This is a genomic window from Streptosporangium sp. H16, assembly GCF_051918855.1.
GTDB lineage: Bacteria > Actinomycetota > Actinomycetes > Streptosporangiales > Streptosporangiaceae > Streptosporangium.
The window spans coordinates 184528-199288 of record NZ_JBPXMD010000009.1; the positions used below are offsets into that span (position 1 = coordinate 184528).

The window sequence follows — 14761 nt, forward strand, 5'->3', positions numbered from 1 at the left end:
CGCACCGGAAGCTCCGGCGCGAACGTATCCGCAGGTGGGAGGCCTGCTCATGGGACGGGGCGACGGCGCAGGGCGTCCGCGAGGGCGCGGATCGTCGCGTCGGCGCGGCGGGCGGGCAGGCGGGCGAAGCCCATCACCAGCGCGGGCGGGCCCGGGGCGTGCCGCATCGGGCCCACCGGCTCGACCGCGAGCCCGCACTCCTGGGCCGTCTCCGCCACCGCCGCCTCGTCCCAGCCGTACGGCAGCTCGGCGAGCAGGTGGAGCCCGGCGGAGACGCCCCGCACGGCGATCTCGGGAAGGTGCTCGCCGAGCGCCAGCGTGAAGGCGTCGCGGCGGGCGCGGTACTCCCGGCGCATCCTTCTCAGGTGCCGGTCGTAGCCGCCGGTCGTGACGAAGTCGGCCAGGACGTACTGCTCCAGGACGGGCGAGCCCAGGTCCAGCTCGCCGCGGGCCAGCCGCAGCGACTCGGCGATCTCGGGCGGCGCGGCCACCCAGCCCAGGCGGAGCCCGGGGGCCAGGGACTTGCTGACGCTCCCGATGAGGATCACCCGGTCGGCGGCGAGACCCTGCAGGCAGCCCACCGGGTCGCGGTCGAAGCGGAACTCCGCGTCGTAGTCGTCCTCCAGGATCGCCGCTCCGGTCGCGGCGGCCCACTCGATCAGCTCGGCGCGGCGGCGGGGCGAGAGCACGACGCCCGTCGGGTACTGGTGCGCGGGGGTGAGCAGCACCGCACGCGCCCCGGTCGCGGCCAGGGCCCCGACGTCGACGCCCTCCCCGTCCACCGGGACGGCGACCAGGTCCGCGCCCGCGGCGTGCAGCAGCGGGAGCTGGCGTCCCCCGGCCGGGTCCTCGACCGCCAGCCGGAGCCGGCCGGGGGGCGGCGCCGGACGCGAGGCCCGCCGGACGAACCAGCCGAGATCGTGGGGCGACCGGCCCCGGGGAAGCCTCCCCGCGAGCGCCTGGATCGTGAGGCTGATCCCCTGGGCCACCCCGCCCACGATCACCAGGTTGTCCGGGCTCACATCGGCCGCCCTGACCCTCCTGAGATAGGCGGCCAGCTCCTCGCGCAGCGCGGGGACGCCGCCGGGATCGCCGTAGTCCAGGGCCTCGGCGGGCAGCGCGGCGAGCGTCCTGCGCATCGAGGCCAGCCATCGCTCCCTGGGGAACGCCCCCAGGTCGGGCGCGGTGGAGCGGCGCCCGTGGTACGGCTCGCGCTCCCTTCGCGCGCCGCGGGCCTCCGCGGTCCGGGACCCGGCGCGCGGCGGGCCCTCCGGCGTCGGGGAAGGGCCGTCGGGGCCGTCAGAACCGGCGGGAGGGACGGGAAGGGCGGCGGGACGGCCCGCGGCGGGGGCCACGACGGTTCCCGCCCCGATCCGGGAGATCAGGAACCCCTCGGCGACGAGCTGCTCGTACGCCTCGACCACCACGCCTCGGGAGAGGCCGAGGTCCCTGGCCAGCTCGCGGCTGGCGGGCAGCCTGACCCCCGCGGCCAGCCGCCCGCGGCGTACCGCCTCGCGGAGCTCGCTGGCGATCTGGGCGGCGAGGCCGCCCGCCGCCCGGTCGACGACGAGGTGCAGATCGGCCAATTGGTCCTCTGTTTCGCTGCCACATTGGACCCGACAGGGGTGCCATTGGCTTCCTAGCATTCCGCACATGAACGTGGATGTCAGCACCACCCGCCCCACCACCCGCCCCACCGCCCTGCGGGAGTCGCGCGGCCCGGTCCAGGCCGCGACGGCGATGTTCCTGGTGGGCACCCTGGCGGGGGTCGCCGGGGTGATCGGGGCCTACCCGGTCTACGGCGGCCAGGCTCTGCGCCACCTGCTCGCGGCCGCGGCCCTGATCACCGTCGCCCGGGTCGCGGGGCTGCGGTTCGTACGGCTCACGGCCCGCGAGACGGCGCTGCTGGCGACGCTCTCCCTGACGGGACTGGTGATCTTCAATGTGTGCGTGGTCGAGGCCACCCGGCACGGCGGCCCGGCCCTGGTCGGGACCGTCCTCGGCACCGTGCCGCTGGCGCTGGCCCTGCTCGGCGGGCGCCCCTCGCCCCGGCTGCTCGGCGCGGCGGCGCTGGTCGCCGCCGGGGCGACGGTGGCCGCCGGGCTGGGCAGCGGCGACCTGGCCGGACTGCTCTGGTCACTGGGCGCGCTGGGCTGCGAGCTCTGCTTCTCCATGCTGGCCATCCCGCTGCTGCCGAAGCTGGGCGCGGTGCGCGTCTCCGCGTACTCGGTGACGCTGGCCGTGCCGATGCTGGTGGTCGCCGGCCTGCTCGCGGACGGCACCGCGATGTTCCGCGTGCCGACGGTCTCCGAGGCGGCGGGCCTGGCTTATCAGGCGCTGATCGTGACGACCGTGGCGTTCTTCCTCTGGTACGACGCCCTGCCCCGACTCGGCCCGGGAAGGGCGGGACTGTTCGCCGGGCTGATCCCGGTCGGCGCCATCGTCACCGGCGCCGTCCTCGGCCTGGGCGCCCCGTCGATGCCCGACCTGCTCGGCGCCGCGCTCGTGGTCACCGGCATCGTCATCGGCCTCAGCTCAGCGGGCTCACCCGCTGCGGGGGTACGTCGACCGGCTGAGGCGGAGCGGGCCGCTGCCGGGGGATCTCGACCCGCTGGGGCAGGCTGATCCGCCGCGCGGGCTCGCCGGCCCGCCGCAGGGACAGGGTCACCTGCTGCGAGGGCAGGCTCGCCCGCCCGGAGGCGACCTTCAGCCGCTGCCGGGAGAGGGTCATCGGGGGCTCCGGCCAGCTCACCGGCCACTGGGGGGTACGGCCGTTGGATTCCTTGATGCTCGTCAGCGTGATGGCTATCAGTGACACGCCGAGACCGGCCACCACGAAGACGGCCACGATTGCCAGCAGGATGATGTTTCCGGCCAGAACGGTGTTTCCGATATCCATGCTGTCTCCCAGCTTCCGCCGGACGCTCGGCCCGGCTCCTTTCCCCTTTCCCCGTACATTCGGACATATGTCCACAAAAGACGCATAACCTACTAATACTTGCCCCAAATATGCTGATTTAGTGTCATATGTCCATCCGGTTGCGCGCGGCTCGGGGGAGGGAGGTCGCCGCACCGACCGCGAGGACGGAGCGTGAAGGCGAGGCCGTACCCTCTAGGGAAAACAGCGCCCGCACGGAGGATCGACGACGATGCCCGAGTTCGACTACACCGACCTGCTTCCCATGGGACCGGACGAGACGGAGTACCGTCTGATCACCGCCGAGGGGGTACGGGTCGTCGAGGCCGCGGGCCGCAGGTTCCTGGAGGTCGAGCCCGAGGCGCTGCGGCTCCTCACCGAGACCGCCGTCCATGACATCTCCCACTACCTGCGGTCGTCCCACCTCGCCCAGCTCCGCAAGATCATCGAGGACCCCGAGTCGAGCGGGAACGACCGCTTCGTCGCCCTCGACCTGCTGAAGAACGCGTCAATCTCGGCGGGCGGCGTGCTCCCGATGTGCCAGGACACCGGCACCGCGATCGTGATGGGCAAGCGCGGACGCCACGTGCTCACCGACGGCGCCGACGCCGAGCACATCTCCCGCGGGGTCTACGACGCCTACACCCGGCTCAACCTGCGCTACTCCCAGATGGCCCCCCTCACCATGTGGGAGGAGAAGAACACCGGCTCCAACCTCCCCGCGCAGATCGAGCTCTACGCCGAGGACCCGGGCGGCCACCCCGACGAGTACAAGCTGCTGTTCATGGCCAAGGGCGGCGGCAGCGCCAACAAGTCGTTCCTGTACCAGGAGACGAAGGCGGTGCTCAACGAGAAGCGGATGCTCCAGTTCCTGGAGGAGAAGATCCGCTCCCTCGGGACCGCCGCCTGCCCGCCGTACCACCTGGCGATCGTCGTCGGCGGCACGTCCGCCGAGTTCGCCCTGAAGACCGCCAAGTACGCCAGCGCCCGCTACCTGGACTCCATCCCCACCGAGGGCTCCCCCTCGGGCCACGGCTTCCGCGACACCGAGCTGGAGGCCAAGGTCTTCGAGCTCACCCAGAAGCTCGGCATCGGCGCGCAGTTCGGCGGCAAGTACTTCTGCCACGACGTCCGCGTCATCCGCCTCCCCCGCCACGGCGCCTCCTGCCCCGTCGCCATCGCGGTCTCCTGCAGCGCCGACCGCCAGGCCCTGGCGAAGATCACCCCCGAGGGGGTCTTCCTGGAGCAGCTGGAGACCGACCCGGCGAGGTTCCTGCCGGAGACCACGGACGACCACCTCTCGGACGACGTCGTCAAGATCGACCTCAACCGCCCGATGCCGGAGATCCTCGCCGAACTGACCAGATACCCGGTCAAGACCCGCCTGTCGCTGACCGGGCCGCTGGTGGTCGCCCGCGACATCGCGCACGCCAAGATCGGCGAGCTGCTGGACGCGGGCGGCGAGATGCCGGAATACCTCAAGAACCACGCGGTCTACTACGCCGGGCCCGCCAAGACCCCCGAGGGATACGCCTCGGGCTCCTTCGGTCCCACCACCGCCGGGCGGATGGACTCCTACGTCGAACGCTTCCAGGCGGCCGGAGGCTCCAAGGTCATGCTCGCCAAGGGCAACCGCTCCAAGCAGGTCACCGACGCGTGCCGGACCCACGGCGGCTTCTACCTCGGCTCCATCGGCGGCCCCGCCGCCCGCCTCGCCCAGGACTGCATCAAGAAGGTGGAGGTCCTTGAGTACCCCGAGCTGGGCATGGAGGCCGTCTGGAAGATCGAGGTCGAGGACTTCCCCGCCTTCATCGTCGTGGACGACAAGGGCGAGGACTTCTTCACCGACTCCACCGGCCCCGTCCTGACCATCGGCCGCCGCTGACCGCCTCCCCGGCGGGGCGGCGCCCCGTCAGGATCCGCCGTACAGGCGCCCGAGGTCGACGAGCTCGACGTCGGAGCGCCGTGCGGCGGTGTGCGCGAGGTCGGCTTCGTCTGCTTCGTGGCCCTGCCGATGCTCTCTGCAGGGGATCCACCTGGGCCGAACGGCCCTTATTACCTCCAGTACCGCAACATACGGCTCGATTACGAGGAGAAGTTATGGACTCCGGTCAACTGGGCAGATGTCACGCAAAGTTTCTCAACAGTCACGAGCGCGAAAATCTGACCCAAGTTGGCAAGAAGATTCGGCCGGGTCTCTACTGGTCGCATTACGCAAATCGGTAAGCTGCACCACATGCGTGCGCCGCCCGGATACCTTCTCGCAGCGCGCTACCGGCTGTCAGAACCGGTGGGGCGCGGTGGCATGGGCACCGTCTGGCGAGCACACGACGAGTTGCTCAACCGCGAGGTGGCCGTCAAGGAGGTCCGCCTCCCCCTGGTCCTCGACGAGGAGCTCCGTGCCGAGCTGTGCGCCAGGACCGAGCGCGAGGGGCGCGCGACCGCGATGGTCGCCCACCCCTCCGTCATCACCGTCTTCGACGTCGTCACCGAGGACGAGCGCCCCTGGATCGTGATGGAGCTGCTCCGCGCCCGATCGCTGGAGCAGCTCCTCCAGGACCACGGGCCGCTGCCGCCGCGCCAGGTGGCCGAGATCGGCCGGCAGGTCCTGGGGGCGTTGCGCGCCGTGCACGCCAAGGGGATCCTCCACCGCGACGTGAAGCCGAGCAACGTCCTGGTGACCGACGACCGGGCCGTGCTCACCGACTTCGGCCTGGCCGCGCTCGAAGGCGACGTGTCGATCACCCAGGCGGGCATCGTGCTGGGTTCCGCCGGATACATCGCCCCCGAGCGCGTGCTGGGGGCCAAGGCCAGCCCGTCCGGCGACCTGTGGTCGCTCGGCGCGACCCTCTACACCGCCGTCGAGGGCCGGGGCCTGCACGGGCGCCGTACGGCGGCGGCCGCGCTCGCCGCGCTGACCAGTGGCGAGCCGATCCCCATGGAGCGGGCCGGACCGCTCACGCCGGTGCTGCGCGGCCTCCTCACGATCGACCCGAACTCCCGGCTCGAGGCGGGACGGGCCTCGATGATGCTCGCCAGGGTGGCGGCCGGCGGGATGGCCGAGGAGTCCTTCCCCAGGCCCCCCGGGCGGCCCGACGGCAGGCCGTCCGCGGGCGGGTCCGACGGGGCGTCGGCTCCGCCGTTCAGCCGCCGCTCGCAGCATCGCGGGCTGCACCGGGTCGGCTCCGCGCCGCCCCCGGCACCGCGGCCCTCCTCGCCCGGATCGCCCCCGCCGCCGTCGGGGCCCGCGTCGGGGCCGACGCCCCAGCTTCGCGCGCACCGGCGTCCCGGCGAGGGCGTCCACCGGAAGCCGACGGAGATTTCGCCAACCTATCGCCCAATTGTCCGTTTTATGACACCCTTCATAAGGTTGGTCCTCCCGCGTCTTCTCTGGCCGAGGGAACTCCGTAAGCGCGGGTAAAGCGCTTCTCAAGGTGGAATGGCTATCTTCTTCTCATGCCGGAACAGCAGACGCGTGTGCTCGCGGACCGTTACGAGCTGATCGCGCCGCTCGGCCGGGGCACGATGGGCACCGTTTGGAAAGCCCACGACCGTTCCCTCGGCCGTGAGGTCGCCATCAAGGAGATCCGCCAGGAGCCCGGCCTCAGCGAGGCGCAGCGCACCGAACTTCGGGAACGGATGATCCGCGAGGGTCGTACGGCCGCCCGCATCAGCCACCCCTCGGTGGCCACCGTCCACGACGCCATCGTCGAGGACGGCAGCCCCTGGATCATCATGGAGCTCGTGCAGGCGCGTTCCCTGGAGCAGGTGATCGAGGAGGAAGGTCCCCTCCCACCCCGCCTCGTCGCCGAGATCGGGGCCGACCTGCTGGGGGCGCTCCGCGCGGCCCATGCCCAGGGGGTCCTGCACCGCGACGTGAAGCCCGGCAACGTGCTGATCACCGAGAGCGGCCGGGTGGTCCTCACCGACTTCGGCATCGCCAAGGCGGAGGGCGACACGAGCCTCACCAAGACCGGCATGGTGATCGGCTCCCCCGGATACACCGCGCCCGAGCGGGCACGCGGCGAGCACACCGGGCCCGAGTCGGACCTGTGGTCCCTCGGCGCCACGCTGTACTTCGCGGTCGAGGGCCGCCCGGCCTACGAGCGGTCCTCGGTGGCGGAGACCCTGGCCGCGCTGATGAGCGAGCAGGTCGACCCGCCGACCCAGGCGGGGCCGTTGCGCCCGGTGCTCGAACAGCTGCTGGAGAAGGACCACACGGCGCGGCTGACGGCCGCCCAGGCGGGCGCGCTGCTCCGGGCGGTGGCCGACACCCCCTCGCACCTCGCGGAGTCCATCCCCCCGCCCCCGGCGCCCGCCGCGGCCCCTTCCGCCCCCGCCTTCGCACCGTCTCCCCCGGCCTCCGAGACCCCCCTCGTGGAGGACACCGGAGACACCGGACACATCGGAGACGCAGGGGACGCAGGAGACGCCGGGCAGGAGCCGGATGGCCCCGACGTCCCCGAGGACGACGCGGGCGGTTTCGACGCCGACCGCACCATGGTGGTCATCCGCCCCAAGGACGGTCTGCGCATCCCCGGCGGGACGGCGCCCACCGAACCCTCCGGACCCACCGCCTCCCCGGCACCGGCCTCCGGCCGTCCGACGACCTCGCCCTACCCGGACCGGCCGCCGCTCGCGGAGCCGGGCAGGCCGGTCGCGGGGCGAAAGGGTCCCGCCGGTCTCGGCACCCCCGTCGCGCGAGGACCCGCGACCCCCGGTGGCGCCTTCGGGAGGCCCGGGGCGTTCGGGCCGGGTGCCTTCGACGAGCCGGCCGAGGAAACGGCGGCCTTCGGAGGCCCGGGAAGCGAGTCTGCGGCCACCCCGCCCCACGGGTTCCCGGTGAGCGGCAGGCCCGATCTCTCCGCCACCCCGCCGCACGGCTTCCCCCCGGTCGATCCGGAGGTCGCGGCCTCCGGCGAGGGACGCCCGGGGTCCCCTGACCCCGAAGCGCCCCCTCCGCCGCTGAGGCTCTTCCCCGGCAACCGGCCGCCCGGTGCCGGCGGCCCGCCCGACCAGGGTGGACCGGGGTCCGCGCAGCCCTGGCGTCCGCCGGGCCCCGAGGCGTCCGACGGCGCCTACCGCTCCCCTGGCCTGGGCACCGACCTGTTCGCGATCGCGAACCAGAACGCCCGGCCCGACCCCGGCCGCCCCGTGCCGAGGAAGCCGCCGTCGCAGAAGACCCGGATCGGCGTCCTCGTCCTCATGGGCGTGGCGGCGATCGCCCTCGTGGTGATCATGATCCTGACGGTGGCCGCCTTCTTCTGAGCACGGTCACGAGCACTTCCGAGCACCGTCACGAGCACCGTCACGAGCACGGCCCGCGAGGAGAACCCCGTACCCACCCCCTCCCCACCCGGTTTGATTCCCCCTCCAGGACGCAGACTGGGTTCATGAGCGAGTATCGGATCGAGCATGACTCGATGGGTGAGGTACGGGTTCCCGCGGGTGCGAAGTGGCGGGCGCAGACCCAGCGGGCGGTGGAGAACTTCCCCGTCTCCGGGCGCGGGCTGGAGGTCCCGCACATCGCGGCGCTCGGCCTGATCAAGGCACTCGCCGCCGAGGTCAACGCGGAGCTGGGGGTGCTCGACAAGGAGCTGGCGCAGGCGATCGCCGAGGCCGCCACCGACGTCGCGGAGAACGAGTGGGACGGCGAGTTCCCCGTCGACGTCTTCCAGACCGGCTCCGGCACCTCCTCCAACATGAACGCCAACGAGGTGATCGCCACCCTCGCCGAGGAGCGGCTCGGCCGTCCCGTCCACCCCAACGACCACGTGAACGCCTCGCAGTCGTCCAACGACGTGTTCCCCACGTCCATCCACGTCGCCGCCACGACCGAGGTCTCGTACCACCTGATCCCCTCGCTGCGGCACCTGGCCACCGCGCTGCGGGACAAGTCGCTGGAGTTCGACGGCGTGGTCAAGGCCGGCCGCACGCACCTGATGGACGCCACCCCGGTCACGCTGGGACAGGAGTTCGGCGGGTACGCCACGCAGATCGAGAACGCCATCGCGCGGGTGCGGGGCGCGCTCCCGCGCCTCACCCAGCTGCCCCTGGGCGGCACGGCGGTCGGCACCGGCGTCAACACCCCTCCCGGCTTCGCGGCCAAGGTCATCGAGAGGCTGCGCGAGGCCACCGGATTGCCGTTCTCCGAGGCTCCGGACCACTTCGAGGCCCAGGGTGCCCGGGACGCCGTCGTCGAGCTCTCCGGCCAGCTCCGCACGGTCGCGATCTCGCTCAACAAGATCGCCAACGATCTGCGCTGGATGGGGTCCGGCCCCCGCGCGGGACTCGGCGAGATCAACCTGCCCGACCTGCAACCCGGTTCCTCGATCATGCCGGGCAAGGTCAACCCGGTCGTCCCCGAGGCGGTGACCATGGTCGCCGCCCAGGTCATCGGGAACGACGCGGCCATCGCCTTCTCCGGCGCCTCCGGCACGTTCGAGCTCAACGTGATGCTCCCGGTCATCGCGCGCAACGTCCTGGAGTCGGTACGGCTGCTCGCCAACGCCTCCCGCCTGCTGGCCGACCGGTGCGTGCACGGCATCACCGCCAACGTCGACCGCATGCGCGAGTACGCGGAGTCGTCGCCGTCGATCGTCACCCCGCTCAACCCGTACGTCGGGTACGAGGAGGCGGCGAAGATAGCGAAGCAGGCCCTGGCGGAGCGCAAGACCATCCGCGAGGTCGTCATCGAGCGCGGACACGTCTCCAACGGCACCCTCACCGAGGAACGGCTCGACGAGCTGCTCGACGTGCTCTCCATGACCCGGCCGCCCTCGTAGACGCGTCCCACCCCCCTCGTGGACCACGCCCGGGCCGCCGTCGCGTACCGGTGACCGGATCGGCATGGCGGACCGGCGGCCCCGGCCGCCGACCCCACCAGAGCCGTAGATCGGCCGCCTGGGAGACTCGGGGCATGACCCAGATCAAGTTCTACGGCCGCAGGGACGTGTGGGCCGACCAGCGCCAGGAGATCTCCGACACCGTCCACGGCTGCCTGGTGGACGTCTGGCAGCTTCCCGAGGACAAGCGGTTCCACCGGTTCCTGCTGCTGGACGCCGAGGACATGACCTGCCCGCAGCGGAGCGAGCGGTACCTCATCGTGGAGATCGCCTGCTTCAGCGGCCGGTCGGACGAGGCCAAGCGCTCGCTGATCCGCGCCCTGTTCACCAGGGCCAGGGAGGCGCTCGACCTCCCCGCCGAGGACCTGGAAATCGTGATCATGGAGTCCCCCAAGGTCAACTGGGGCATCCGCGGCCTCCCCGGCGACGAGCTGACACTCATGTACCCGGTCACCATCTGAGAGCCGCGCGACCCCTGTCTCCGGCACCGTGCCCCGGCGGCGACCGGCTCCGGGCGTTCGCACCCCGGAACGCGCGAAGGCGCCCCTGGAACGGGTGCGGAGGGGAGGACGGTGCCCCTGTCGGAGCGGAGGCTCGCCACATAAGCATGTAACGGAGTGTGGGGGTGAGCGACATGGGCTGGGATTCGGGTCATTGCCTAGATTCGGCAGCATGATTGACCTAGCGGGTCGGCAAGCCGTGGTGACCGGGGCGGGCAGCGGGATCGGGCGCGCCTGCGCGCACCGGCTGGCCGCGGCCGGCGCGCACGTGCTGGCGGTCGACATCGACGCCGAGGCGGCGGCGAAGGTCGCCGCGGAGATCTCGGGAACACCCGTCGTCGCGGACCTGTCGGAACCGGACTTCGTACGGGCGATCCCGCCCGGCACGGACATCGTGGTGAACAACGCCGGGTTCCAGCACGTCGCCCCGATCGAGGAGTTCCCCCCGGAGGTGTTCTCCAAGATCCTCAAAGTGATGGTCGAGGCACCCTTCCTGCTGGTCAGGGAGGTCCTGCCGGGCATGTACGAGCGCGGCTGGGGCCGGATCGTCAACATCTCCTCGGTCCACGGGCTCCGCGCCTCGCCCTACAAGTCGGCGTACGTCACCGCCAAGCACGCCCTCGAAGGGCTGTCCAAGACGATCGCCCTGGAGGGCGCCGCCCACGGCGTCACCTCCAACTGCGTGAGCCCCGCCTACGTCCGCACGCCCCTGGTGGAGAACCAGATCGGCGCCCAGGCCGGCACCCACGGCATCGGCAGGGACGAGGTGGTCGAGCAGATCATGCTCGCCCCCGCCGCCGTCAAGCGGCTGATCGAACCGGAGGAGGTCGCCGAGCTCGTCGCCTACCTCTGCGGCCCGCACGGCTCCTTCATGACCGGCACCTCCCTCCCCATAGACGGCGGCTGGACCGCCCGCTGAGCCCGGTGAACCCGTGGGACCGGCGCCGGAGATCGAGCCGACGAGGGAAGGAGCCGGACCTGAGCGGCGTCGCGAGCATCGGAGAATGGGCGGTATGAGCGCACGGGTCTTTCTCGAACTGCTGGCCAGGGAGGCTTCGGCGGTCGAGTTCGAGGGGCCCGTTCTCTCGGCGAGGACCGGCGGGGCCGGCGCGGAGGCGCTGGCGGAGCTGGAGGAGGCCAAGCTCGCCGCGCTGAAGGTGCGGGCGCTGCTGCGGCGCAGGGCGAAGCGGGAGGCGGAGCTGTCGGCGCTGTTCGACACGGCGGGCGACCTGGCCGGGCTGCGGGATCTGGATGCCGTCCTGGAGGCCATCGTGCACCGGGCCAGGCAGCTGCTCGGCACCGACGCCGCTTACATGACCCTGCACGACCCGGAGCGGGGCGACACCTGGATGCGGGTGACCGACGGCTCGGTGTCGGCGAAGTTCCGGGCGCTGCGGCTGGCCATGGGCGCGGGGCTCGGCGGGCTGGTGGCCCAGACCGCCACCCCGTACTCGACCGCCGACTACTTCGCCGACGAGCGCTTCCGGCACAAGACCGACATCGACGACGCGGTGCTCGAAGAGGGGCTGGTCGCCATCCTCGGCGTACCGCTCAAGCTGGGCGCGCGGGTGATCGGGGTGCTGTTCGCGGCCAACCGGAGCGTGCGGCCCTTCACCCAGGACGAGGTCGTGCTGCTGGGCTCGCTGGCCGCGCACGCGGCGGTGGCGATCGACAACGCCCGGCTGCTGCAGGAGACCAGGAACGCGCTGGAGGAGCTCAGCGAGGCCAACCGGCAGGTGAACGCGCACAGCCAGGCCGTGGAGCGCGCCGCGCTCGCGCACGACCGGATGACCGGCCTGGTGCTGCGCGGCGGCGGGGTCGAGGACGTGGCGGCGGTGGTGACGGAGGTGCTCGGCGGCTCGCTGACGGTGCTCGACGACGCCGGGCACCCGATCGCCGGGGACGCGGGCGTGCTGGAGGAGGGCGCGCTGGGCGAGGCGGCGTTCGACCAGCCGGTGTCCGGCCCGGAGACGAGCTCAGGAACGGGATCGGGGACGAACTCGGGGACGGGCCGGAGACCGGGCTCGAAGCCGACCGCCAGGCGAGGGACGCGGAAGGCCGCCGACGTGATCGCGGACGCCGCGCGGTCGTCGAGGGCGCTGGGGCGCACCGTGCGGCAGGGAGACCTGCTGGTCGCGTCGGTGGACGTGGGCGCGGAGCCGCTGTGCACGCTGGTGCTGCGCAACGGCGGCCAGGTGTCGGACGCCGACCAGCGCATCCTGGAGCGGGCCGCGCTGGTGACCGCGTTGCTGCTGCTGTTCAGGCGTACGGTGGCAGAGGCGGAGGGCAGGGTCAGGGGCGAGCTGCTCGACGACCTGATCTCGCGGCCCGCCCTCGACGGCCTGGCCGACCGCGCCCGGCGGGTGGGGGTGAACCTGGATCACGACCACGTGGTGGTCGTGGTCCGCCACGGCGGCGGGCGGGAGCGGGCCGCGTTCTGGGCGTCCTCCCAGGCGACGTTGCACCACGGCCTCGCGGCGCAGCGCGGCGACGAGGTGGTCCTGCTGCTTCCCGGGGACCGGCCGGGACCCCTGGCCAAGCGGGTGGCGGCCGAGCTGAGCGCCTCGCTCGGCCACCCGGCCACCGCGGGCGCCGGAGGGCCCGTGCGCGGCACCGCGGAGGTGGCCGCCGCGCACCGGGAGGCGCAGCGCTGCGCCGACGCCCTGGTGGCCCTGGGGAGGGCCGGGGAGGGCGCCGGAGCCAGGGAGTTGGGCTTCGTCGGCCTGCTGGTCGGCGAGGGGCGCGACATCGGGGCGTTCCTCGCCTCGGCGCTCGGCCCGGTGATCGACTACGACGCCCGCAGGGGCACCGCGCTGATCCAGACGCTCACCGCGTACTTCGGCACGGGCGGCTCGCTGTCGCGGACGAGCGAGACCCTGCACATCCACGTCAACACGGTCACCCAGCGTCTGGACCGGATCGGCCAGCTGCTCGGCGACGACTGGCAGGCCCCCGAGCGGGCCCTGGAGATCCAGCTCGCCCTGCGCCTGCACCGGCTCAGCGGCTGATCCGGCCGTCGGCGGGCCTCGCGGCGGGGCGGTCTCACATATCCACATAGGGCGCCCGTCGGCTATGGCGGTCGTACCCATAGGAGTGACGGCGGTCACTACGTACGGTAGCCGGAATCCCCCCCAACAGCGATTCCCCTTGGTGAGTGAGATGGCAGAGAAAACCCGTACCCCCATCGGAAAGATCGTGGGTGCCAGCCTCGTCGGCACCACGATCGAGTGGTATGACTTCTTCCTGTACGGCTCCGCCGCCGCGCTGGTCTTCCCGCAGCTGTTCTTCCCCCAGTCGGAGCCGCTGACGGGCACCCTGCTGGCGTTCCTGACCTACGCGGTGGGCTTCGTGGCCCGCCCGCTGGGCGCGCTGGTCTTCGGGCACTTCGGCGACCGGCTCGGCCGCAAGAAGCTGCTGGTGGTCAGCCTGCTGCTGATGGGCGGGGCGACCTTCCTGATCGGCTGCCTGCCGACCCACGCGGCGATCGGCATGGCGGCGCCGCTGCTGCTGACCCTGCTCCGGCTCGTCCAGGGCTTCGCCCTCGGCGGCGAGTGGGGCGGCGCGGTGCTGATCGTCTCCGAGCACGGCGACGCCGCGCGCCGCGGCTTCTGGGCCTCCTGGCCGCAGGCGGGCGCCCCCGGCGGCAACCTGCTGGCCACCGCTGTGCTGGCGGTGCTGGCCGCGGTCCAGACGGAGGAGGCGTTCGTGAGCTGGGGCTGGCGGATCCCGTTCCTGCTGTCCGGCGTGCTGGTGCTGGTCGGCATGTGGATCCGGCTCTCCATCAGCGAGTCGCCGGTCTTCCAGCAGGCGGTCGCCAACGCCGAGCCCGCGCCGTCCCTGCCGATCGTGGAGGTCTTCAGGCACCACTGGCGGGACGTCCTCATCGCGATCGGCGCCCGCTTCGCGGAGAACGTCTCCTACTACGTGATCACCGCGTTCGTGCTGGTCTACGCGACGGCGCAGGCGGGGCTGGCGAAGCCGGTCGTGCTCAACGCGGTGCTGATCGGCTCGGCCATCCACTTCGTCTCGATCCCGATGTGGGGGGCGCTGTCCGACCGGCTGGGCCGCCGGCCCGTCTACCTGCTCGGCGCCGCCGGGGTGGGGCTGTGGGCCTTCGCGTTCTTCCCGCTGATCGACACGAAGAACTTCGCCGCCGTCACCCTGGCGGTGACCGTCGGGCTGATCCTGCACGGCGCGATGTACGGCCCGCAGGCCGCGTTCTTCTCCGAGCTGTTCGCCACGAGGATGCGCTACTCGGGCGTCTCGATCGGCTCGCAGCTCGCCTCGATCGTCGCGGGCGCCCTCGCCCCGCTGATCGCGGTCGCCCTGCTGGACGCCTACAATTCGTCGCTCCCCATCATGCTGTACGTGGCCGGGGCCGCCGTGCTCACCCTGATCACCGTGTACGTCTCACGCGAGACCCGTGGCCGCGACCTCGTCACCATCGGCACCCGCGACGAGGCCAAGACCACTCGCTGACCGGTACGGAGAGACATCTG

At 72.3% G+C, this 14761-nt stretch carries 12 protein-coding genes; 10 read left to right on the top strand and 2 right to left on the bottom strand.

The genetic code is table 11. The features are described 5' to 3' along the window. Positions 1-47: 47 nt before the first annotated feature. Positions 48-1586, bottom strand: coding sequence for a MocR-like pyridoxine biosynthesis transcription factor PdxR (gene pdxR, locus ACTOQ2_RS17605; protein WP_440100607.1), 1539 nt, complete (start codon positions 1584-1586; stop codon positions 48-50). Between the two features lie 67 nt (positions 1587-1653). Between pdxR and ACTOQ2_RS17610 the strand changes: the two genes are divergently transcribed. Next, the gene (locus ACTOQ2_RS17610) at positions 1654-2625 is read left to right on the top strand and encodes a DMT family transporter (protein WP_440100608.1); all 972 of its coding nucleotides are present in this window, start codon (positions 1654-1656) and stop codon (positions 2623-2625) included. On the opposite strand, the gene ACTOQ2_RS17615 is transcribed toward ACTOQ2_RS17610, so the two are convergent. Further along, positions 2531-2899: a hypothetical protein gene (locus tag ACTOQ2_RS17615; RefSeq protein ID WP_440100609.1), complete on the bottom strand. Its 369-nt coding sequence runs from the start codon at positions 2897-2899 to the stop codon at positions 2531-2533. The genes ACTOQ2_RS17610 and ACTOQ2_RS17615 overlap by 95 nt on opposite strands. A 250-nt stretch (positions 2900-3149) precedes the next feature. On the opposite strand from ACTOQ2_RS17615, the gene ACTOQ2_RS17620 reads away from it, so the two are divergent. The 9 genes from ACTOQ2_RS17620 (at position 3150) to ACTOQ2_RS17660 (ending at position 14741) form a co-directional block, all read left to right on the top strand. Further along, positions 3150-4802 (top strand): fumarate hydratase, encoded by a 1653-nt coding sequence (locus ACTOQ2_RS17620; protein WP_440100610.1) that lies wholly within the window; start codon positions 3150-3152, stop codon positions 4800-4802. A 129-nt stretch (positions 4803-4931) separates the two neighbouring features. Continuing rightward, on the top strand, positions 4932-5084 hold the full coding sequence (locus tag ACTOQ2_RS17625; RefSeq protein ID WP_440100707.1) for a Fe-Mn family superoxide dismutase: 153 nt from the start codon (positions 4932-4934) through the stop codon (positions 5082-5084). 69 nt (positions 5085-5153) lie between these two features. Further along, positions 5154-6338, top strand: coding sequence for a serine/threonine-protein kinase (locus ACTOQ2_RS17630; protein WP_440068321.1), 1185 nt, complete (start codon positions 5154-5156; stop codon positions 6336-6338). Between the two features lie 35 nt (positions 6339-6373). Next, the gene (locus ACTOQ2_RS17635) at positions 6374-8185 is read left to right on the top strand and encodes a protein kinase domain-containing protein (RefSeq protein ID WP_440100611.1); all 1812 of its coding nucleotides are present in this window, start codon (positions 6374-6376) and stop codon (positions 8183-8185) included. Positions 8186-8310: 125 nt separating this feature from the next. Further along, on the top strand, positions 8311-9702 hold the full coding sequence (locus ACTOQ2_RS17640; protein ID WP_440068318.1) for a class II fumarate hydratase: 1392 nt from the start codon (positions 8311-8313) through the stop codon (positions 9700-9702). Positions 9703-9836: 134 nt separating this feature from the next. Continuing rightward, positions 9837-10223: a tautomerase family protein gene (locus ACTOQ2_RS17645; RefSeq protein ID WP_440100612.1), complete on the top strand. Its 387-nt coding sequence runs from the start codon at positions 9837-9839 to the stop codon at positions 10221-10223. Between the two features lie 211 nt (positions 10224-10434). Then, complete coding sequence (locus ACTOQ2_RS17650) at positions 10435-11181, top strand: 3-hydroxybutyrate dehydrogenase (RefSeq protein WP_440100613.1); 747 nt, start codon at positions 10435-10437, stop codon at positions 11179-11181. A 94-nt stretch (positions 11182-11275) separates the two neighbouring features. Further along, positions 11276-13270: a helix-turn-helix domain-containing protein gene (locus ACTOQ2_RS17655; RefSeq protein WP_440100614.1), complete on the top strand. Its 1995-nt coding sequence runs from the start codon at positions 11276-11278 to the stop codon at positions 13268-13270. A gap of 151 nt (positions 13271-13421) precedes the next feature. Then, complete coding sequence (locus tag ACTOQ2_RS17660; protein ID WP_440100615.1) at positions 13422-14741, top strand: MFS transporter; 1320 nt, start codon at positions 13422-13424, stop codon at positions 14739-14741. The last annotated feature ends 20 nt before the right edge of the window (positions 14742-14761 follow it).

What these genes read in the sequence shown, in the direction of transcription:
- ACTOQ2_RS17635 (WP_440100611.1), top strand. Translation starts at nt 6,374, where the DNA reads ATGCCGGAACAGCAGACGCGTGTGCTCGCGGACCGTTACGAGCTGATC.
- ACTOQ2_RS17655 (WP_440100614.1), top strand. Translation starts at nt 11,276, where the DNA reads ATGAGCGCACGGGTCTTTCTCGAACTGCTGGCCAGGGAGGCTTCGGCG.
- ACTOQ2_RS17620 (WP_440100610.1), top strand. Translation starts at nt 3,150, where the DNA reads ATGCCCGAGTTCGACTACACCGACCTGCTTCCCATGGGACCGGACGAG.
- ACTOQ2_RS17645 (WP_440100612.1), top strand. Translation starts at nt 9,837, where the DNA reads ATGACCCAGATCAAGTTCTACGGCCGCAGGGACGTGTGGGCCGACCAG.
- ACTOQ2_RS17630 (WP_440068321.1), top strand. Translation starts at nt 5,154, where the DNA reads ATGCGTGCGCCGCCCGGATACCTTCTCGCAGCGCGCTACCGGCTGTCA.
- ACTOQ2_RS17615 (WP_440100609.1), bottom strand. Translation starts at nt 2,899, where the DNA reads ATGGATATCGGAAACACCGTTCTGGCCGGAAACATCATCCTGCTGGCA.
- ACTOQ2_RS17660 (WP_440100615.1), top strand. Translation starts at nt 13,422, where the DNA reads ATGGCAGAGAAAACCCGTACCCCCATCGGAAAGATCGTGGGTGCCAGC.
- ACTOQ2_RS17650 (WP_440100613.1), top strand. Translation starts at nt 10,435, where the DNA reads ATGATTGACCTAGCGGGTCGGCAAGCCGTGGTGACCGGGGCGGGCAGC.
- ACTOQ2_RS17610 (WP_440100608.1), top strand. Translation starts at nt 1,654, where the DNA reads ATGAACGTGGATGTCAGCACCACCCGCCCCACCACCCGCCCCACCGCC.
- ACTOQ2_RS17625 (WP_440100707.1), top strand. Translation starts at nt 4,932, where the DNA reads ATGCTCTCTGCAGGGGATCCACCTGGGCCGAACGGCCCTTATTACCTC.
- ACTOQ2_RS17640 (WP_440068318.1), top strand. Translation starts at nt 8,311, where the DNA reads ATGAGCGAGTATCGGATCGAGCATGACTCGATGGGTGAGGTACGGGTT.